Origin of the sequence: Bacillus sp. FDAARGOS_235 (genome assembly GCF_002073415.2) — a bacterium.
GTDB classification, from domain to species: domain Bacteria; phylum Bacillota; class Bacilli; order Bacillales; family Bacillaceae_G; genus Bacillus_A; species Bacillus_A toyonensis.
In genome coordinates, this window is the sequence record NZ_CP020437.2 from 2,080,659 (window position 1) to 2,101,654 (window position 20,996).

The following is a 20,996-nucleotide window of genomic DNA, read 5'->3' on the forward strand; positions in this document are numbered from 1 at the left end:
TATTCACTACATTACTTCGCAAAACTTTCAGCTAGCTGTTTCTCTCTCCACATAAATGTAATGCCGAGACCAACGATTAAAACAACTCCTGAAAATGCATATGGATAATGAATATTCATATCAAATAATATTCCGCCCATAGCAGGTCCTGCGATATTTCCTAAACTCGTATACGTTGAGTTCATACCAGCAACAAATCCTTGCTCTTTTCCAGCTGCTTTTGATAAAAACGTCGTTAAAGCCGGACGAAGTAAATCAAATGCTAGGAAAATGAAGCAAGTAACGAGCAGTACAACCCAATAATTAAAGACTACAGTTGAAACGAAGGCTAACACTGCCCCCACAATTAAACATATTTGAATTAACACTTTTTCACCAAACATGTCAACTAATTTTCCAAACATAAATACTTGCACAACTACCCCAAAGATTGAACTAATTGTAATAATTGCAGCAATATCTTTCGGCGTGAAACCAAATTTATGATCAGAAAACAGACTAAACACAGTTTCATATGCCGATAAACCGAATGCAAGTACAAATACGATAATAAATGCGATTGCATACATTGGGTTTAATGATTTCTTTAAATCTCCAATAAAGCTTGATTCTTTCGTATTAGAAGAAATTTCTGCAAGCTCTTCTTTCGTTAACGGTTCTTTTAAAATAAAGATCGAAATCACACATGCTATAAAGGCAATCACTGCTGCCACAAAGAACGGCACACGTATTCCGTATTCTGCAATAAACCCGCCGATTCCAGGCCCTATAATAAATCCAGTGCTAATAGCTGCTGAAAGATAACCCATCGCCTTTGGTCGTTCCTGAATCGATGTAATATCCGCAACATATGCTGTAACACCCGGCATAATAAACGCAGCACTAACTCCGCCTAACACCCTCGCTACATAAAGCATCCACACATCTTTTCCTAATCCAAAAAGAAGCTCTGAAACACCAAAAATAAATAATCCAATGATTATCATTTTCTTCCTACCGTAAAGATCGACCCAACGACCTGTAATTGGTGAAGTTATGAGCTGAGCCATTGCAAACACTGCAACGAGATAGCCCATCGTTTTACCTGTTAAATTCATATCATTCATAAAGGACGGCATAACCGGAATGATTAACCCAATCCCTAAAAAAGCGATAAATATATTGCTTAAAAGAATGACCAATACCATCTTTTGTTCTTTTATCGGTTTCTTCACTTTTTAACACCTCTTCCCGCAAGTTCCTCTCAAAAAATAATGCCCAAGAAGCTTTTTCTTTATCCTACTATTTTTGGGCTAATAATGAGTGGAGATACCCCACTCATTAAAGTTTCACTTTATCTTTCCACACATACATAAATACAGGGTGAATGACTATCATTCAGTTTTTCGTAGAAATGAACCTACCTTCTTAAGATAGGTTCACCTAACTGTTTTGTCCCCATTAATGCGGGCTAATAATCAGCAGGGCATGCCCTACCAACTAAAGTTTCCCTTTATTTCTTTATATGTAGTGCATGTATTAAAAAATCTAGTACTTCTGCCTTTTGAAGCTCCACTTGCTCATCATCTTTATGATCGTATAAATAAACTTGTTCCGCTGCTGATTCAACAAGAGCGATAAATAACTTGGCTGTTCGCTCTGCGTGAACCGAGTCACGAATTTCACCAGCTTCTTTTGCCTCGCTTAAAAATTCGCTTAGCCACATATAAAGAGGCTCATACACAGCTTCCCATTCTTTTATATGTTCAGTAGATGCAAGGCCCGCATACATTAATGCTTGTATTTCACGATATTCAGCTATAAAGTTAAATACTGCATCTATTACTTGCTCAACTTTACTTGAAAAAGATGCATCGTTCTGTACTTTTTCTTTCACTGCAAGTATCATCTTCTCAACCATCACTTCTGCTATTGCAGGCATAACAGATAGCTTAGAAGGAAAATATAAATAGAAAGTTCCTTGTGCAATGCCAGCCAATTTCACGATATCAGAAATCTTCGTTTTTTCAACGCCCTTTTCCTGAAACACTTCAATAGCTGCATAGACAATTTTTTCTTTTTTATTCATCATCTAAACCCTTTCACACTCATATTGAATGACTGTCACTCATTTTATAAAATAACTAGCTGTACTGTCAATCATCATGTACTTTCATAATAAAAATCTCCCAACAGATCGTTAGGAGATTTAGCTTTAATATCCTTTTCTTATGAAAGGGCCTTTAATCCCGTAACTCCACATACGATAAGAGCTACGCTAATCAAACGTGCCTTACTTTTTGATTCACCAAACAGAAACATATTTAATAAAACTGCGCCTGCTGTTCCAATACCAATCCAAACCGCATAAGCCACACTTACTTGTAAGAACAAGAAAGAAGTGTATAAGAATGCGAAGGACGTTGCAAATCCACCTATATAAATCGCTCCATTTGCTAACGTCTTATCTTTACTATACATTTTAAGTCCTATCACACCGACTATTTCACTAATTGCGGCACAAAATACGAAAAACCAACCCATTTTTAAGCAGCTCCTTTCACAATTTCTTCCGCGGTTTCTTCTTTATTATCAGCCAGTTTTAAACCGATAACACCCGCTACGACCATCACGATAAAGAATAGTTTCCCTACACTGAAACTGCCGCCGAAAAGGAATACATCCATTAGGAAAGTACCTACCGTACCAGCTCCGGCAAACACAGCATATACAGTCCCTGTTGCAAGATGTTCGCACGCTTTAGAAAGAAAATGAAAATCAACAGCAATAACTCCTACAATAACACCCCAATGCCACCAAGTATGGGCTGTATTAAAACCGAACACCCAAAATATTTCAAAGATACATGTTAATATCACATATAACCAAGCTTTATTTTTCATATCTCTCACCTTCTATTATTATATGACTGACCGTCAGTCATTTTTAATTTAAAAAATATAATCTCACGCAAACTACTATTTAAAAAAAACAATATCAGCCTCATTTATCCTTATATTTGTTCAGTTATTAAAAATTACTTATCTACACCCTTTCATAATAAATGACTGAATGTCATTCATAAATTATTTTACACGAATAATTTATAAAATGTCAATACCAACATTCCATAAACAATTTAACTACTTGTAATACTTTACATTTTTAGAAACCGTAAATTGCTTAACTTGATGGCAACAATGTCTCTTCCTCCATCAATCAACTTAATAAAAATCGGTACTCATTATTGTTAAAAATGTTATTCTTTCTTTATTAATAGGGGGCTAGCGTAAAAAAGACACCCTCACAGGTGTCCTTTTCATTATGGAAATCTCTTAAAATACATTTCTATTTAAAAACCTTTTGTTACATCATAATACCGTTATGTTTGAACGTATACCATTTTCCATTAATTAAATGTTTTCCAACTGCCATGTCACCGCTAGACTGTAAATAATACCAATTTTTATTTTCTTGTAACCAACCTGTTTTCATTGGGCCATCTTCAAAGTAATACCATTTCCCTTTATTGCTAAACCAACCTTGTTCACTTGCACCAGATTGATCATTAAAGTAATACCATCCTTCTTCTAGCTGTTTCCATCCTGTTAGCATTGAACCATCTTCATTAAAGTACCAAACCGTACCGCCTTCAGCTAGTTTCCCTTTTCGCATAGCACCAGTGTCATCAAAAACATAACGCTTTCCGTTTTCTTCTAACCAGCCTTCGTTCCAGTTATTTTCTGTGCTTTTCATTGATCCATCTGTATTTAAGTAATACCATACGTTATTATTTTTTAACCAGCCTGTTTGCATGACACCAGATGCATCAAAATAATACCATTTCCCTTTCACTTGTGCCCAACCTGTTGCCATAGCGCCATCTGCATTATAGTAAAACCATTTCCCTGTATAAGGCCCACTTTTAATCTCTTGCCAACCTGTAACCATAGTTCCATCTGCATTAAAAGTGTATGTTTTTCCTCCTATAGTCCTACGGCCATCAGACATGTAACCATCTTTGTCAAAGTGATACCATGAACCATTGATTTTTTTCCAATCTTTAGCCATAGAGCCATCTTCGTTAAAATAATGCCAAACTCGAACTTTCTTCCATCCTATTTGCATTGAACCATCTTCATTAAAATAATATGTTTTTCCTTGAATATTTTTCATATATGTAGCCATCATGCCTGTTTCATCAAAGTGATACCATTTTCCATTAATATTTTTCCAACCTATAGCCAAAGAACCATCTTCATTATAGTACAACCAGTATCCCGTCCCTTGAAACCAACCACGTTTTTCTTGAACTTGCTCAATTGTATCCGCTTTCTTTTGAGAAACTACATTTTCTTCTGCATGAGACACTGCTGGTATGATAAACATTGAAGACATTAAAATCGGCAAAATAACTTTCTTCATTTTCCAAATCCCCCAATTAATGAATATTTTTAGTTTTTATTTCCACAAACAGAATTGTATTACGTTAGTTAAATATAGTCAACAGTTTTTGTAATGTAATTGTAATATTTTTTATATATTAGAAACATATGAGTTTTTAATGTAATTATAATTACATAATCGTTATAATTAATCATCCATTTTTTCAAGTAATTCATTCGTTCCAAATATCAAAAAGATAAAAAGTATGGATTTCATAGTAGTCAAAACTTTGAGCGTATACATGAACTTTTTAATACTGTTATAATTTTAGTTAAAACAATAGTCTTTCAAATTTTTAATCTAGTTTAATAAAATCAATATTCCGTCAATAATATTGATAATACGATACTTTCTCCACTCCCCCTTGGAGAGATCCCTTGAATGGAGCAGTTAGCTTTTGCTAGCTGCTCTTTTTATTTGTCCGCACACTATGATGAAATACTCATAGATCAAATCCATTTTTCATCACTTAACAGGAAACAGCGTATTTTTTAATCTATGTATTTTTCAACGAGTCTTTGTATGCAATGATTTTATTTTCAAGCATCTTCTCTGTAACTTCTAAGTTTTCTCTTTGAATCTGAATAGATTTCCTATGATCTTCTAGGAGCTGCAAACGAGCTTCAGTTGTATGCTCCCCTTCTAAATATAATCTAGCGTATTCTCTTATTTTCGCTATTGGCATTTGCGTTTGTTTTAACTTCATTACAAACTGCAACCACTTTATATGTGATTCTTCATACAGTCGATTTCCATTTGTATCGCGATTTGCAATTAGTATGTTCTCTTTTTCATAATAACGTAATGTATGTGTGCTCACTCCTAATAATGTAGCTACCTCGCTAATTGTGTACATACTCATACTCCCTCCGCATGCCATTTGCCCTCATATATTTTGCGTTCTTATCAAATTTATAAAAAACATTTGACTTAGAGTATACTCTAACAAATACAATCTAACCATAAATGAATTTGAACTTAGGGGGATTTTATATGAAATATACTGTTATTACTGGTGCTAGTTCTGGAATTGGCTATGAATCGGCTTTAGCCTTTGCATCTCGTGGAAAAAATATAATACTTGTAGCTCGAAGAAAAGAAGAATTAGATGGATTAAAATTGAAAATTAACGAAATGTATCCGGAGTTAGATGTTGTCATTCGAAGAACTGATTTATCCGTCACGGAAAATGTTTATAAACTTTATGAAAGTCTCCAAAGTTTCCAGATTGAAACGTGGATTAACAACGCAGGTTTTGGTAATTTTGCCTCAATTGCTGAACAAAATTTAAATAAAATAGAAACGATGTTGCATGTAAATATAGAAGCACTAACAATACTCTCTTCCCTTTTCGTTCGAGATTATTCAATGATTGATGGAACACAGCTTATTAACGTTTCATCAGGCGGTGGATATACGATTGTCGCTAATGCTGTTACGTATTGCGCTACGAAATTCTATGTAAGTGCATTTACAGAAGGATTATCTCACGAACTGAAAGAAAAAGGTGCAAAATTACAAGCAAAAGTTTTAGCTCCTGGTGCAACTGAAACAGAGTTCGCGAAACGATCATTTGATATTGATGAATTCCAATACGATAATGTTGTACCAAAATTCCACACTGCAAAACAAATGGCACAATTTATGCTCGACCTTTATGATAGCGATAAAGTTATAGGGCTTGTCGATGGTTCTACTTATAACTATGAACTTAAAAATCCCATTTTTAATTTTGCAGTAAGAAAAACAAATTCAAATTCTTAACAACATCTCATTTCTACCTAAAATATAGATACCCACTATTTCTTAAATAATAGTGGGCTTTTTTCTCTCTAAACATTTCACCCAACATACCTAATCATCGCCACTTCATCACAATAATCAACTTTTGGACAATGCCTGCAATCAATCCACACTTTCTCTGGCAACACTTCCTTATTCACAAAATCAAACCCACACTTTTGAAAAAATTCCGTTTCATATGTTAAAGAAATTACCCTGTTCACTTTTATCTTTGCCGCCTCATTCATAACATGATTCACTAACATACGCCCTATCCCTTTCCCTGCATATGTATGCGAAACTACTAAAGATCGTACTTCTGCAAGATCCTCTCCTAATACATGTAAGCCAGCAACTCCAACGACTTCCTCTCCTTCTTTCATAACATATAAACATTGCAAATATTGATAGAGAGACAAAAGAGAACGCGGTAAAACAACCCCCTCTTTTGCATAAACTTCAATGAGACTATAAATTTCTTTCACATCACTCGTAACCGCATTACAGATTTTCATATTATATCCCCTTGCCCCCAATATTAATATTTATAACTTTAAATGAATTTTAATACATAATTTTATATAATAATACATCTCTCTTTTCTTCTCGTCAATCACTTTATACAAACAAAAAACCAAGCAATCTAATCGATGCTCGGTTCCTCATTTCGTATCGGCAATACCGTCGAATATTTAATTTCACGCAGTGCTAAACTTGTCTGTATCCGTGTAATACCAAGCTTGTTCAACTTTCTAATAAACTGCTCCAGTTCTTTACGATCACGATTTGCAACTTTTAATAAATAATCATATTCCCCTGTTAAACAATGACATTCTAACACTTCAGGCATCGATTCTAATTCTCGTTCTAGCACTTCAAGCTTTTCATACTGATGAATATTCGTACTCATAAAAATGAAGCATAGTAAATCAAAACCGAGCTTTTCTTGATTTAAAATTGCTACTTGCTTATCAATAAAACCTTCTCCATCTAACCTTTTTATTCTTGCATGCATCGCAGCTGGAGATAAATTAACACGGCGTGCAAGCTCTGCATTACTTACTTGTGATTCTTTCTGCAATATATCTAAAATTTGTACATCCAAATCATCTAACACTTTAATAACAGATGACTCCATTATAATTCCCCCTTTTTTCTTACCGATGATTATTCGAAAAAACATCCCTTAATTCAAACGAAACTGAATATTATTCTTTAAGATACAAACGAAACGAAATGTTTTATTGATTTTTAACCATTACACAAAAGAATATATTACACAATAAAGAAAAATGCTAAAATTATTTACAATTCGTATTGATTATAACAAAGGGGATTTTAATATGCCTTATTTTTATGTCTTTTTACTATTATTAACGAGCTTATTATGGGGAGGGAATTTTGTCGTTGGGAAATCTCTCGTCGATCATGCCTCGCCGATGACACTGACGAGTTTAAGATGGATCATTGCGATCGTTTGTTTATTACCTATGGTATGGTTTAAAGAAAAGAAAATCCTGCCACCGCGCGCTGCGATACTACCTTTAATACTGATGGGGATTTCAGGAGTCGCTCTCTTTAACATCTTTCAATTTTTAGCATTAGAAAAAACATCCGCAACGAATGTGGGTCTCATCTCTACATTGAATGCAATTTCAATTGCACTATTTTCGGTATTATTTCTAAAAGAAAAAGTAAATACACTTCAAATATTATCCATGACCCTTTCATTCTTCGGGGTTATCCTCGTTCTATTAAAAGGTGATTTCTCACTTTTATTTTCACTACATTTTAATAGCGGAGATTTATGGATGATTGCGGCAGTTTGTATTTGGGGGATATATTCTGTGTGCAGTAAATGGGCAACAAAAACAACTACACCACTAATGGCGACGTTATATTCTGGTATTTTCGGCATTATTTTATTACTGCCATTTAACATCGGTAACTTCACTGTTTCAAATATAAATACATCATTCATTACATCGCTTTTATATACAGGAATCATTTCAACAGTACTTTGTATGGTATTTTGGAACATTGGTGTACAAAAATTAGGAGCTACAACATCGGGAATTTTTCTAAACTTCAATCCGATTTTCACAGCTATTTTAGCATTCCTTTTCCTAGGAGAAGAATTAACATGGATACAAATTTTAGGTACAATTGTCGTCGTGACAGGATGTTATTTATTTTCTCATTTCAAAACAGTTGCTGTTCAGCCAACTAGAGCTTTACTGCGCAAACATTCTTAATCAAAAAAACATCGCCACCAAAGTGGCGATGTTTTTATTTACCTTTCATTTCTTTCACATACTTCTTTTCTTCTTCTGGCGATAAACGTTCTGTTGCCTTTCCAGTATCACCACCTTGAATTTCCCACAAAAAGTTATGCTCCTCAACCGTTTGTGAAAAATCCCCTTTCTCCCAGCGCTCCAAAGTAGCAAGTAACTTTGATTTATTTTTAAAATTTGTACTGCTTTCTACCGCTTCCTTCGCACTACGAATTTCCTTATTTGTCATTTCAATAAATCCCCATTTTTCAGAGGATTTCACTTTTTGATGTACCATCCTATGCATGGTAGAAATAATTTCATCTTCACTAGCTTGTTGCTTCTCTTCCTTTGCTTTCTTCCCTTGTTGCCCCGTTACATTTTGTGCTTTCAGACTCTTCTCCTCTTCTTCTATATAATTAAGAAGTTTCGTAACACCGAATACAGCTCCTATTGCAATTACAATCATTGTAATTGTCCCTATAATCCATTTTTTCATATTATGTATTCCCCATTCCCCTAATAATCACATAAACAAATGGAATCGCCTGCGCACAGCCGATTCCATTTGTTTCCTTATTATATTTTAAACCTTCATCGCTTCTCGTACAATAAAACTATCCACATATTGCTTAAATTTTATAATTTTCCCATTTTCAAGCTGCCATATATGAACAAATTCTGCTTCAAACAATTTTCCCGTTTCTTTATAAACTCCTGAATAAACACCTTCAGCAATAATTACATCTTTTCCGTTTACTTCATGATACATATTTACACTCGCTTTATAATCATCCCATTCTGATCCTAAACGACTAAATACATTTTCCATTATATCCTCTGTACCTATATACGTTCCGCCGTACGGGAAACCTTTTGCCTCTGTCCATTCTATTTTTTCAGAGAGGGATTCTGCTAAATGTTTTGCATTCGAAGAAGCTGATCCTTCATACGTACTTTGAATAATTTCTAAATTTGATTTAAGCATAGTAATTCCTCCCTCGTTTATTTATTCTTCACACGAGTCGTAACTATTGTAGTTACAACTTGTGTAAAAAAATATGCTAATTCATTTCATTCTTAACTTAGTTATTGTAACTATTATAGTTACAATAACTCTTTAAGTCAACAATTTATAAATAAAATTTACTTCGTTTTCATTACTTTCTCTTTTAAGAAACGATCTACATATCCTTCTGCTTTTACAACGAATAAATACGCACCCATTGATAATAATGCAAGATCTAATTCATATCCTGGATTCTTGCCATCTCCTAATAATCCTGCTGCTCCATTTACCTTTACGATAGCTCCAGCTAAAATAAGAGCGAATAACAATCCTACATATCGAACACCTAAACCGATAATTAATAATATACCACCAACTAATTCAACTGTCGCTATACCATACGCAAGGCCACCTGGTAAACCGATACTTGTAAACCATCCTGCTACGTTATCTATACCTGATTGAAACTTTGCTAAACCGTGTGCAAAGAACGTAACTCCTAACACGATACGAATAATTAAATTCCCAATATATTGATTCATTTTGAACTCTCCTTTTTGTTTTGTTATGGTGAACATTTATTCACAAGACAAAACAATACGGTATTTCGTTTCATTCGTCAAATGCTTTTTTTAAAGAAAACAAAAAACATTATCCGTTTTACGAATAATGTCTTTTATAAAATAGCGCTAATTCAAGCTTTTACTCAATCGCACAGAAAAAGTTGAAACTTTTTTCCAGCACCAATATAAGGCAATAACAGCACGTCCTCTTCCACAACCATTCCGACAACATTCACCTTCTCATCTGTAGGCAAATCATTTATAACAACTTGCATCTCCCCGGCATATCTACCGTACAATTCATTATCAATTGTGATACTGCCTTTCTTTCTTGCGATTGCATGCATCGGCTGTAAAATCACTTTATTTCCTTCCCTTGATTCTACTGAGCGAATGACATCACGTGCTGGGTCTAATCTATTTGTATGCACTTGCTCTACTACTTTTAATACTTCATTTTCATTTATAAATGACTCATATCGCAGCGGAATAATCCCTCTACTCGCGCTCGCAATTTCTTGTACACTTTCTAAACTAGCACTTATATCTCCAATCAACACTTTATCGACATCACAATCTTGAACAAGTTCTAAAAACGCTTCAAGCGGGCGCATATTGCGGTGCTTTTCTAACGTTGGTAACCCTTCATATAACGGGCCACGTTTATCCTCATCTCCCGGAATAAATGCCATCGTTGTTATTCCACACGCATGTAAATATTGATTTTGCTTTTGTAAGAAGGACCTTGCTAGTCCTGTTTCTGGACGCGGATAAAAATTATGCCACGCTTCAACATTCTCTACCCGTATATTTTCCGCAAGTAACTCTTCCCAGAAAGATTCTGTAATCGTACTCGCATTTAAAGCTACTTTCATCTTATGAGATACACGCGCAATTTCCTTCGGCGCAATGCCATAATCCATTCGTAAACCAGTAATACCAAAGCCCAATAACACTTCCACATTTTCATACGTTATTCCTAAATGATTTAACGACTTTGGAGATATATCCACCATTAATTCCATTTCATTTTCGAGAGCCTGTTTCCCTAATGTTTGAATTAACTCTTTATACGTATCTGGATCATCTTCCGGAATATGAAGTGATGTAAAAATAGATGAAAATCCGTTTTCCTTCGCTATTTTTAGCCACTCTTTTTGTTTGTCTGCTTGCCCTTTTGAAAGATAAATTGAAACTCCTATCATATGAATCTCCCTTTCTATGAATAGAAAAAGAGAAAGGAATCCCTTTCTCTATATGTTTTCTGCCATTTCTTCTTTAAATCCGAAGAAGTACGTGAAGATAAATCCGAAAGTATATGCAATGACTAAACCTAAGAAATATAGTAAATATTTATTATCAGCAATTAACGGGATTAAAGATAATCCTGATACGCCAATTCCGAGTGAAGCCGTTTTCATAACTGCTTGGAATGCACCCCCGACAGCCGCTCCTAAACAAGCAGTGATAAAAGGTTTTCCAAGTGGTAATGTAACCCCGTATAATAACGGCTCACCAATCCCTAAAAACCCAACTGGCAATCCACCTTTAATTACGTTACGAAGTCGTTTATTTTTTGTTTTCACATAAATTGCAATCGCTGCGCCCACTTGACCGGCACCAGCCATTGCGAGTACTGGTAATAAAGGTGTTACGTGCGTTTGATTAATAAATTCCATATGAATCGGTGTTAAACCGTGGTGTAATCCGACCATAACGAGTGGTAAAAACGTTCCGGCTAGCACTGCTCCAGCAAATGCCCCACCAACATTTAAAATTGCGTTAATACCGCTCGTAATACCATCAGATAAAAATCCCGCTGCTGGCTGAATCGCTAACATCGTTACTATACTTACAGCTAATACAGTAATAAGCGGTGTTACAATAATATCTACTGCATTCGGCACTGCTTTTCGTACTCTTCTCTCAACTACTACCATAAGCCACGCTGCAAAAATAACTGCAAACAATCCGCCCCGCCCAGGTACCATTTCCTCACCAAATAATTTCACATTTGCCATCGCCGGATTGAAAATTAAAATACCCGCAATCGCCCCAAGAACTGGTGTCCCGCCAAATTCTTTCGCTGTATTCCAACCGACTAAAATCCCTAAAAATGTAAAGATACCGCCGCCAATAAGTAGTAACATTTGTAGCCATGTAGCATTCGGATCAGCACCGGCGTTTTTCGCAAAGTTAGCAACTCCGTTTATAATCCCTGATGCAACAAGACCAGGTATTAACGGAATAAAAATGTTACCTATTTTTCGTAAAAAGTTCTTCACTGGTGTATTATTTTTCTTCTTCATCTCTGATTTAATCTCTTGACCAATATCTTCAAGATGATGATCTGCAACCTCACCAATTCGCAATCCTGTTAAAACTTCCATTGCAGCTGCTACTTTATTTACAGTTCCTGGACCAACAACAACTTGAAGTGTTTCATCTTCAATGACGCCCATAACGCCTTCAACCTTTTTCAAAAGATCCATATTCACTTTACTTTCATCATGAAGCGTTAACCTCAGTCTCGTCATACAATGAGCAATGCTACGAATATTTTTTATTCCCCCAAGTTGCTCTGAAATTTCTTTGGCCATTCTCTCTTCTTTCTTCATAATAGAATCCCCCTCCCTATTCTTATCGTTTCACTTTATAATGCTTTCTTCACAAAGCCTTTCGCTTCTTTTAGTTTTTCTAGTGCTTCCCCATACTCACACTGTAGTAATACCATAACGATAGCAACTTTCACATTACGATTTGCTTTTTCGTAATACTCTGCTGCTACTTCACAACTAACTCCTGTTGCTTCCACAATAATTCGTTTTGATCGTTCTACTAACTTTTCATTCGTAGATTGAACATCTACCATTAAGTTTTTATATACTTTTCCTACACCAATCATTGACGCTGTTGAAATCATATTGAGCACTAATTTTTGCGCTGTACCAGCCTTCAAACGTGTTGAGCCTGTTAATATTTCTGCACCTGTCTCCACTTCTACATTGAGTTTTGCATACTTACTTATTTCAGCATTTTTATTACAAGAAATACTCGCCGTACTTGCTCCCACACTATGTGCGTATTTCAATCCGCCAATTACGTAAGGGGTTCTTCCACTTGCGGCAATACCAATCACTGTATCTTTCTCGTTTAATCCAATACTTTTCAAATCTTCTTCTGCTAACTCTTCGCGATCTTCGGCACCTTCCACCGCCTTAGTAAACGCTTTCAATCCACCTGCTATAAATCCTTGCACCATTTTATCATCTGTTCCAAATGTTGGTGGGCATTCAACCGCATCTAGAATACCTAAACGACCACTCGTACCAGCCCCAATATAAATTAATCGGCCCTCTTCTTCAAAAGATTTAATAACAGTCTGTACGACCTTTTCAATGTGTTCTATTTCTTTTTCAACTGCTAACGCAACAGTTCTATCTTCTTCATTCATACTTTGTAACACTTCTTTTATACTCATCTCATCTAGATTCGTCGTTTTCTCATTACGGTGTTCTGTCGATAAATTTTCTAACATATTGCCACCCTCTTCGAAATTATATTTCACACTTTTATTATAACTTTAAGAAACTAAAAATCAATAACTCTTTCTTATTTTATGAAATAAAATTTCACAACGTGACATATTTGTGTCAAAGTTAATAAAAAAAGATGAGTCCCCTCATCTTTTCTTCTACTTCAACTTCCGTAACCGCAAAGCTTCTTCTCGCGTCTCCATAAATTGATCCAGCACTTTATTGCCAATTCGATTAAAAGTAATCACATATAAAGCATCAATCATATTCAGTTGCGTCATTCTCGAAGCAATACTCGCAATACGATGATCTTGCTCTACATCCGGCATACAAAGGCGAATGTCCGCTTCTTTATATAAAGGTGATGATTGGTCAAGTTTCGTAATTCCGATAACAGTTGCACCTTGTCTCTTTGCATATTGCGCCATTTCAAGCACATCTTTCGTTCGCCCAGATGTTGAAATCGCCACAAATATATCGCCTTCTTTTAAATTCGTCACAAGCGGCAACATCATATGAAAATCAGATAGCATCATCGCTGTAAATCCGAGCCGTGTAAATTTATACGCCCCATCCATCGCCGGTGTCGCTGACCCACCTACGCCGTAAAATAAAATCTTATCCGCATTTACAATACGATCTGCAGCTTTCTCAAGTTCCTTCTTATCTATCGCCGTAACACTTGCCTCAATTGCAGCTTTATTCACATACGTAACTTTATTAAACAAATCATACGGTCCATCTTCCTTATTCATCACTGAAAAATCGTTAATATTATAATCAGCAATTGTTAATTCACGAACGAGCGCTATCTTAAATGCTTTAAAGCTTCCAATACCGATTGTTTTACAAAAACGTACAACACTCGCCTCACTCGATCCCGCATTTGTAGACACTTCTTTTGTCGTTAAATTTGGAACAATCTCTGCGTTCTCCATTATGTACATGGCAACCTTCTTTTCAGCTGGTGAAAATTGGTCCATATTATTTTCAATTTTAAATAGTAATGTTGAAGCTTTCACTATTTAACCTCCACTTCTTACGGTTGCGTATATTCTCTAATATCATTTGTATCATATAGATAAAAACCATCATTACCAGGTGGATGATGAACAATTACAGTTCGATCCCCTTTTTTATATGACGTTATTTCACCTTCAGATCTCTGTTTTTCCCATCCATGTATCCAAACTGCAAAGTCAGGTACAAAAGCAGTGTACTTATAGTCTTTCGGTTTTCATCTTCTACATAGGAAGAAAAAATAGAAACTGGAAAACATTTCACTTTTGATTCTTTCCATGCGGTAAATGGTATACATAGTGCAATAAGTATGATTACGCCTATAACCTTCCCCTTCGTAATCTTCACACATCCCTCTCCTCGTCCACATCATATACATAGATTTTACCATACTTACAAACCTTCTATGCTACAGGACCATTGCTTTTTAGAATAAAAAAAGAGCTTATCTACGTCAGATAAGCTCTTCTCCTCTATACAAAATACTTCTTTAAAAGTGGCGGTGTAATAATCGTCGTCAATATAACAACAATAACAATCGCTGTGAAATTTTCTTTCGCTAATAAATTCGCCGTAAGTCCATTTGCTGCGATAATCAGCGCTACTTCTCCGCGTGACACCATCCCTGCACCAACACTAATAGAAGATTGGAGGTTGAATCCTGTCAGTCTTGCTCCTAAACCTGATCCGATTAACTTTGTGAAAATCGCAACGAGCGTCATAATGATAATGAACCAAAGCTGACTCCCGATTCCTTGAAATGTAATTTCCATTCCGATACTTACGAAGAACACTGGTACAAATATCGCATAAGCAATCGGTTCAATTTTATGTTCCACTTCATGCTTATACTCCGTTTGAGAAATGGCAATTCCTGCTGCAAATGCTCCAATAATACCTGCAATTCCCATCATTTCACTGTAATACGAAAAAGAGAAACAAATAATAAGAGCTGCGCTAATTAAAGCTTCTGTTACGCGAAGCGGCACAAGCATTTTCATAATCCAAGGAACGACTTTCCATGCGATAAAAACAATACTTACAAAGAAAACGATTTTCTTTACAATGACAAGTGTTATATTCACATCTTGCGTTCCTAAAAAGCTCATAACAAACGCTAATAAAATAACGACAATTACATCATCAAATACAGCAGCACCTAAAATCGTTGTACTTTCTCTCGTATTCATCTTCCCTAAATCTCTTAGCGTTTGCACTGTAATACTAACCGATGTTGCACAAAGTAATAATCCTAAAAAAATGGCATGAGATTGCATTAATCCAAACAACAGTCCTGTCACATATCCACCGATGAAAGGAAAAATAATTCCACCAGCCGCTACTGCAAACGACGATTTCAAATTCCGATTTAACTCTTCTAAATCTGTTTCAAGTCCCGCCATAAACATAAGTAGCAAAACACCAATTTCACTAAGCTCATCAATAAGTTCTGAACTATTAATAATACCTAGCACCGCAGGACCGATAATAATACCAACAAGTAATTTACCAAGTACAGAAGGCTGACCGAGTCTAACGCTAATATCACCAGCTAATTTCGTACAAAGTAAAATGACGACAAGTTCAAAATAAAATAACATAGCATCTTCTCCTACTATATAAAATAAATCTATTTGTTAACCCGTATCCATTTCCGCACATAGTTTCCCCTATTCATCCGGATTTTATTTGTTAAAGTTTTATTTGACAAAATATTCTGAATTATAATAAAGTTAATCCAGAAACTTTAAAAAACTACATACCATAACTGTACCTCCATTTACTTACGTACTCTTTTCTAATGGGCTCATACTATATTCGCAGTTATGGAAATGAAAAACGGGGGGAGAGTCCAAAATGAAGTCATTATTACGAAAAAAAGCGCTCAGTACTGAATCACCAAAGCAACTAGATAGAACATTAACTGCACTCGATTTAACGTTTTTAGGAATCGGCGCCGTAATTGGGACAGGAATCTTTGTATTAACGGGTATTGTTGCAGCAAAACATTCTGGTCCTGGTATTATGCTATCATTTCTTATCGCTGCATTTACTTGTGCTTGTGTAGCCTTTTGTTATGCTGAATTTGCTTCTTCTATACCTGTCTCAGGAAGTGTGTATACTTACGCATATATGACAGTCGGAGAAGTCGTCGCCTTCATCGTCGGATGGTGTTTAATGCTCGAATATTTACTTGCCGTTGCAGCTGTAGCTGTTGGGTGGTCTGGTTATTTACAATCTTTACTACAAGGATTTAACATACACCTTCCCGCCATAATCGCCTCGGCCCCCGGTGTTGGAAAAGGTGGTATCATCGATTTACCAGCTGTCTGTATTTTACTTCTTATTACTGGCCTTTTAAGTTTCGGTATACGTGAAAGTGCACGCATTAATAATATTATGGTTCTTATTAAACTAGCTGTTATCATTGCCTTTATCGTTGCAGGCGCAAAATATGTAAAGCCTGAAAATTGGACACCGTTCATTCCATTCGGATACGACGGTATTATTACTGGAGCTGCCACTGTATTCTTCGCCTTTTTAGGGTTTGATGCAATCGCAACCGCTGCAGAAGAAACGAAAAAACCACAGCGTGATTTACCAATCGGCATTATCGGTTCCCTTCTTATTTGTACTGTTTTATACATGATTGTATCTTTCGTTTTAACAGGCATGGTTCCTTATACACAATTAGATGTTTCTGATCCAGTTGCATTTGCATTGCATTTCGTTGGTGAAGATACAATTGCAGGGTTACTCGCTGTTGGTGCGATGACTGGAATGACAACCGTTCTCTTAGTCGTTATGTATGGACAAGTTCGTGTTTCATATGCGATGAGCCGCGACGGTTTACTTCCAAAAGCGTTAGCACGTGTAAATAAAAAAGTGAAAATCCCTTTATTAAATACGTGGATTACTGGCGTTGTTGCCGCTTTATTAGCAGGACTTTTAGACCTACATTTACTCGCGAATTTAGTAAACATCGGTACGTTAACAGCCTTCACATTCGTTTGCTGTGCTGTACTTATTTTACGAAAAACACATCCTGACTTAAAACGCGGATTCCGTACTCCTTTCGTACCTGTACTACCAGTTGTCGCAATCCTTTGCTGTTTATATTTAATGATCAATTTGTCTAAAACGACATGGATTAGCTTTGCAGTTTGGCTTATAGTCGGCTTATGCTTCTATTTCTTCTACTCTAGAAAGCATAGTCATTTAGCTACTGAAAAAACAAATGATGAGACGAAAGAAGCATAATAAAATAGCTCGCCGATGAAACGGCGAGCTATTTTCCTGTTTTATTATGTTTTCTCGTTAACGATTGTAAAATGATGAATATGCCGATGTAAGCTGTAAGCGATGCCCAATTCCCTATTGGTGTAGCGTATTTAAAAACTCCAATACTTACAAGCAATAAGAAAATAATCACCTAATATATAAGCTTCCACTTTTGCATAGCTTCCCTCTTTACTTCGTCTCCTTCTTTTTCTTCCATGCATTTACACTATCAAAGAAGAAATTAATAAATAACGTGCCTAAACCCGCTAATAAGAAAGTCATTAAAAATAGAATCCATATACTTTTATCTTTTAATAAATAATATCCTACAAGGAGCACAACCGCGATCCATACATATTCAAGAATTCTTTTTAGCTTTTTCTGTTCCAAATTATTCGCTCCCTCTTTCTATACTACTTTTAGTATAACAAAAAAGAAGCCTATCATGATAAGCTTCTTTTTCTTCTCTCTTATTTGTTCATGCTTTTTTCAACAAGTGAAATCGCATGCTCTATCGTACGATTCATCGTTTCTACCTGTTCGTCTTTCACTTTCGCATCTTTTAATACAGCTTCTGCAACTGTAATTTTTTGTTGTAATGATTTCACTGAACCGTCCGTTACATTCGCAGCTTGCGCTTTCTGTACTACAACTTTTGCAGATTCAATATTGATTTTTAATTTTTCTTTCGGTGTTTTTGGTTGCTCTTCTGCTACTTTAGATTGTACAAAGGTTACATTAGCTGTTTTTAATTCGTTATACGTTTGAATAATTTGTTCCCCAGTACTTCCGATATTTTCAAACGCTTGCTTTGCAGTGTTATAGCTTTTCTCTAGTTCTTGAAATGCTTCCTTTGAGTATTGACCTGGCTTATCACCAAATTCATATGTACCAGCTAACACTGCTTTTACTTTTCCTAGCTCTTCATATAACGCGTTTACTTGCTCTAACTTCGTACGATTAAAAAACTCATTGTACGCTGCTAATACTTCTGAAGAACTTAATGCTTTACTATATAATTTTGCTAGCGCAATTTGACCATTTAACGAAATGCCACCATTTCCATTGCTATCTGGATCAGCTCCAAATGCAAACGGTACGTTCGGATGATACACTTTTCCTTGAGCTGGTTGGCTATTTATTTTTTTACCATCTACATAAATTGCTATTTCACTTCCGTTATACGTTCCTGTTAAATGATATGTTTTGTTCGCTTCTAACTGAACGCCAACACGTTTATAACTACCACCAATATGAGCCCACAATTCAACATTTCCACTTCCTGTAGACTCAAAACCAATTCCACCACTCTCTGTATTTTGCAAAATACCTTGTCCACGAATTTCATTCATTGAAAATACAGTTTCTAACGTAAATGCATTTGCTACTTTTTCTTTTTGGGCTGCTGAAAACGGCAGATACCCAAATGTATTTGCTTTCCCGTTTAACTTCATAACATTTTTTTTCAAAGCTTTATCATATTCAATAGTCACATTACCCTTCACACCACCTTTTGTAACAAATGGTGAATTGTCTTTAAATGTACCATCTGCAAAGTTCACATCGAAAACATCAGCCTTTGGCACTTTTACATTCGGATCGATATTATCTTTTTTCGTAGTAATTTCTGCCGTTAACGGCTGCACACTTTCATTGCCAAATGAATCAATTGCGACGACTTCAAGTAGGTATGTTTTCCCACCATCTAACCCTGCAAGCGTAAATGTAAGGTCTTTCGGCACTGGGTCACGGTAAAACTCTGAGAATGCTAATAACTTATTTTTAATCTCACCTGTTTGTTTATCCTTCGCTTGTACACGATAAGAATGGACAAGAAGGTTGTCCAATGCTTGCGGGAATGTTACTGTTGCTGCGTTTTCTGTTACATTTGATACAGCAAGCTTTGCATCCTTAGCGAAGTATGGCTTTTCTTTATCACGATTTTCTACATGTGTAAATGTTTCTTTCTTTGCTGGCAATTTAATTTTCCAAGGCTCACCTGTCCAAGCATTCGTATGGAAATCACGACGGTTAATCGTTACCTCTTCATCATCTACTTCTACTAATAAACCTTGGCTTAACGTACTAGCTCCTGGCGGGATATTTCCTTGTACTTTACCGCCTTCAACTTCCATATAACTTACAGAAGATGTACCAACAGACGTAAAGTCTTTTTGATGAATTGATCTTGGATCATCTAACGGATAATGAGAATGACCTGAAAACGTAATGACTTGTGGGTATTCTTTTAATACTACATTAATTTTCGTACTATCTTTCGTTCCCCACTCTTGGCTACCGTATACTGTATCTTTAATATGTTGATGTAAAAATACGAAAATCGGCTTTTCTGGATCATCCTTTTGCGCTTTTGCCATTTCTTCTTTTAACCAGTTAATTTGCTTGTCTGAATAATATCCATGAGTTGTCCCATCTTCCGGAGACATAACAAGGAAGTGATACCCTTTCACCACTTTATGATAATAAATCGATTCCATTCCTGTTTTTTCTAAGAAACGCTTCTGCGCTCCATCTACAGATAAGCCGTTCCAATAATCATGATTACCGAGAGAATTCATTCGTACCGCATCTTTATTTGCATTTTCATTATACACTTGCATGAAGCGATCATATTGTTGTACCGATCCTGAATCAGTAAAATCTCCTACAATTACAAATGCATCTTGTTTTGGAGCAAGTGTATTAAACTGTTCAATCGCTCTTTTCCAGCGAAACGTATCATCCGTTCCACTGTTTTTAATATGTACATCACTTACAACTGGAAAAACTAACTTCTTCTCACTCTGCATCTTTTCTTGTTTCTTCTCTTCCGCTTTGACTGATGTACTCCATGGAAATGATACAAACGCCAATACAAAAATCATTAATAATCCAATAAGACCTTTTACTTTTCTTAAAGCAATTCTGTCCACGTGAATCCTCCTCATAATAATTGATTCATTACAAGGGCTATTTTATCTAAAGCATATTAATGTCGTTTAAATCACAAATGAATTTTATTAGATTTTTGTAAATATACAGTTAATTATAAATTAAGTCCCACATTCCTCGTACTATTGTATACAACCACCTTTTGTCTAAAAGA

22 protein-coding genes and 1 pseudogene are annotated in these 20,996 nt (G+C 35.6%); 3 read left to right on the forward strand and 20 right to left on the reverse strand.

The window, feature by feature from the left end:
• Positions 1–11 precede the first annotated feature (11 nt).
• The 6 genes from A6J74_RS12575 to A6J74_RS12605 form a co-directional block, all read right to left on the reverse strand.
• On the reverse strand, positions 12–1,214 hold the full coding sequence (locus A6J74_RS12575; protein WP_000742964.1) for an MFS transporter: 1,203 nt from the start codon (positions 1,212–1,214) through the stop codon (positions 12–14).
• 278 nt (positions 1,215–1,492) lie between these two features.
• Positions 1,493–2,071, reverse strand: coding sequence for a TetR/AcrR family transcriptional regulator (locus tag A6J74_RS12580; RefSeq protein ID WP_002038002.1), 579 nt, complete (start codon positions 2,069–2,071; stop codon positions 1,493–1,495).
• Between the two features lie 137 nt (positions 2,072–2,208).
• A complete protein-coding gene (locus A6J74_RS12585) occupies positions 2,209–2,523 on the reverse strand; it encodes a DMT family transporter (RefSeq protein WP_000539672.1) in 315 nt (104 codons plus the stop codon).
• A gap of 2 nt (positions 2,524–2,525) precedes the next feature.
• On the reverse strand, positions 2,526–2,882 hold the full coding sequence (locus A6J74_RS12590; protein WP_000790621.1) for a DMT family transporter: 357 nt from the start codon (positions 2,880–2,882) through the stop codon (positions 2,526–2,528).
• 463 nt (positions 2,883–3,345) lie between these two features.
• Entirely contained in the window at positions 3,346–4,404 is a 1,059-nt protein-coding gene (locus A6J74_RS12595; protein WP_000755815.1) for a glucan-binding protein, read from the reverse strand.
• 517 nt (positions 4,405–4,921) lie between these two features.
• Positions 4,922–5,281 (reverse strand): MerR family transcriptional regulator, encoded by a 360-nt coding sequence (locus A6J74_RS12605; RefSeq protein WP_000288079.1) that lies wholly within the window; start codon positions 5,279–5,281, stop codon positions 4,922–4,924.
• Positions 5,282–5,418: 137 nt separating this feature from the next.
• On the opposite strand from A6J74_RS12605, the gene A6J74_RS12610 reads away from it, so the two are divergent.
• Positions 5,419–6,189 carry an SDR family NAD(P)-dependent oxidoreductase gene (locus A6J74_RS12610; protein WP_000878089.1) on the forward strand — a complete coding sequence of 257 codons (771 nt, stop codon included), beginning with the start codon at positions 5,419–5,421 and terminating at the stop codon, positions 6,187–6,189.
• 77 nt (positions 6,190–6,266) lie between these two features.
• On the opposite strand, the gene A6J74_RS12615 is transcribed toward A6J74_RS12610, so the two are convergent.
• Together A6J74_RS12615 and A6J74_RS12620 are read right to left on the reverse strand one after the other, a co-directional pair.
• A complete protein-coding gene (locus A6J74_RS12615; RefSeq protein WP_000686679.1) occupies positions 6,267–6,722 on the reverse strand; it encodes an N-acetyltransferase in 456 nt (151 codons plus the stop codon).
• 128 nt (positions 6,723–6,850) lie between these two features.
• Positions 6,851–7,345 carry an Lrp/AsnC family transcriptional regulator gene (locus A6J74_RS12620; protein ID WP_000446110.1) on the reverse strand — a complete coding sequence of 165 codons (495 nt, stop codon included), beginning with the start codon at positions 7,343–7,345 and terminating at the stop codon, positions 6,851–6,853.
• A gap of 205 nt (positions 7,346–7,550) precedes the next feature.
• Between A6J74_RS12620 and A6J74_RS12625 the strand changes: the two genes are divergently transcribed.
• On the forward strand, positions 7,551–8,462 hold the full coding sequence (locus A6J74_RS12625) for a DMT family transporter (RefSeq protein WP_001146259.1): 912 nt from the start codon (positions 7,551–7,553) through the stop codon (positions 8,460–8,462).
• A gap of 34 nt (positions 8,463–8,496) precedes the next feature.
• Here A6J74_RS12625 and A6J74_RS12630 read toward each other — a convergent pair whose 3' ends face one another.
• The 9 genes and pseudogenes from A6J74_RS12630 to A6J74_RS12670 form a co-directional block, all read right to left on the reverse strand.
• Positions 8,497–8,979 carry a PRK06770 family protein gene (locus A6J74_RS12630; RefSeq protein ID WP_000758760.1) on the reverse strand — a complete coding sequence of 161 codons (483 nt, stop codon included), beginning with the start codon at positions 8,977–8,979 and terminating at the stop codon, positions 8,497–8,499.
• A gap of 87 nt (positions 8,980–9,066) precedes the next feature.
• On the reverse strand, positions 9,067–9,468 hold the full coding sequence (locus tag A6J74_RS12635) for a nuclear transport factor 2 family protein (protein ID WP_000920284.1): 402 nt from the start codon (positions 9,466–9,468) through the stop codon (positions 9,067–9,069).
• A gap of 158 nt (positions 9,469–9,626) precedes the next feature.
• Positions 9,627–10,031 (reverse strand): DoxX family protein, encoded by a 405-nt coding sequence (locus A6J74_RS12640; RefSeq protein ID WP_001077742.1) that lies wholly within the window; start codon positions 10,029–10,031, stop codon positions 9,627–9,629.
• 164 nt (positions 10,032–10,195) lie between these two features.
• On the reverse strand, positions 10,196–11,257 hold the full coding sequence (locus tag A6J74_RS12645; protein ID WP_000580648.1) for a DUF871 domain-containing protein: 1,062 nt from the start codon (positions 11,255–11,257) through the stop codon (positions 10,196–10,198).
• Between the two features lie 48 nt (positions 11,258–11,305).
• Entirely contained in the window at positions 11,306–12,670 is a 1,365-nt protein-coding gene (locus tag A6J74_RS12650; protein ID WP_080609513.1) for a PTS transporter subunit EIIC, read from the reverse strand.
• A gap of 35 nt (positions 12,671–12,705) precedes the next feature.
• A complete protein-coding gene (murQ, locus tag A6J74_RS12655; RefSeq protein WP_000892375.1) occupies positions 12,706–13,590 on the reverse strand; it encodes an N-acetylmuramic acid 6-phosphate etherase in 885 nt (294 codons plus the stop codon).
• Between the two features lie 156 nt (positions 13,591–13,746).
• The gene (locus A6J74_RS12660) at positions 13,747–14,610 is read right to left on the reverse strand and encodes a MurR/RpiR family transcriptional regulator (RefSeq protein WP_000648150.1); all 864 of its coding nucleotides are present in this window, start codon (positions 14,608–14,610) and stop codon (positions 13,747–13,749) included.
• Positions 14,611–14,627: 17 nt separating this feature from the next.
• Positions 14,628–14,956: pseudogene (locus A6J74_RS12665) on the reverse strand (outer surface protein).
• Positions 14,957–15,081: 125 nt separating this feature from the next.
• The gene (locus tag A6J74_RS12670) at positions 15,082–16,209 is read right to left on the reverse strand and encodes a cation:proton antiporter (protein WP_000899813.1); all 1,128 of its coding nucleotides are present in this window, start codon (positions 16,207–16,209) and stop codon (positions 15,082–15,084) included.
• Between the two features lie 256 nt (positions 16,210–16,465).
• Here A6J74_RS12670 and A6J74_RS12675 point away from each other — a divergent pair, with 256 nt between their 5' ends.
• Positions 16,466–17,869, forward strand: coding sequence for a branched-chain amino acid transporter BcaP (locus A6J74_RS12675; protein ID WP_000838706.1), 1,404 nt, complete (start codon positions 16,466–16,468; stop codon positions 17,867–17,869).
• Between the two features lie 28 nt (positions 17,870–17,897).
• Here the strand turns inward: A6J74_RS12675 and A6J74_RS12680 are convergent, their stop codons facing one another.
• The 3 genes from A6J74_RS12680 to A6J74_RS12690 all read right to left on the reverse strand — a co-directional run bounded on the left by A6J74_RS12680 (position 17,898) and on the right by A6J74_RS12690 (position 20,823).
• Positions 17,898–18,041 (reverse strand): hypothetical protein, encoded by a 144-nt coding sequence (locus A6J74_RS12680; protein WP_000583224.1) that lies wholly within the window; start codon positions 18,039–18,041, stop codon positions 17,898–17,900.
• Positions 18,042–18,079: 38 nt separating this feature from the next.
• Positions 18,080–18,280, reverse strand: a complete 201-nt coding sequence (locus A6J74_RS12685; protein WP_000435798.1) for a hypothetical protein — start codon at positions 18,278–18,280, stop codon at positions 18,080–18,082.
• Positions 18,281–18,360: 80 nt separating this feature from the next.
• Positions 18,361–20,823, reverse strand: coding sequence for a LamG-like jellyroll fold domain-containing protein (locus tag A6J74_RS12690; protein WP_000373850.1), 2,463 nt, complete (start codon positions 20,821–20,823; stop codon positions 18,361–18,363).
• Positions 20,824–20,996 lie beyond the last annotated feature (173 nt).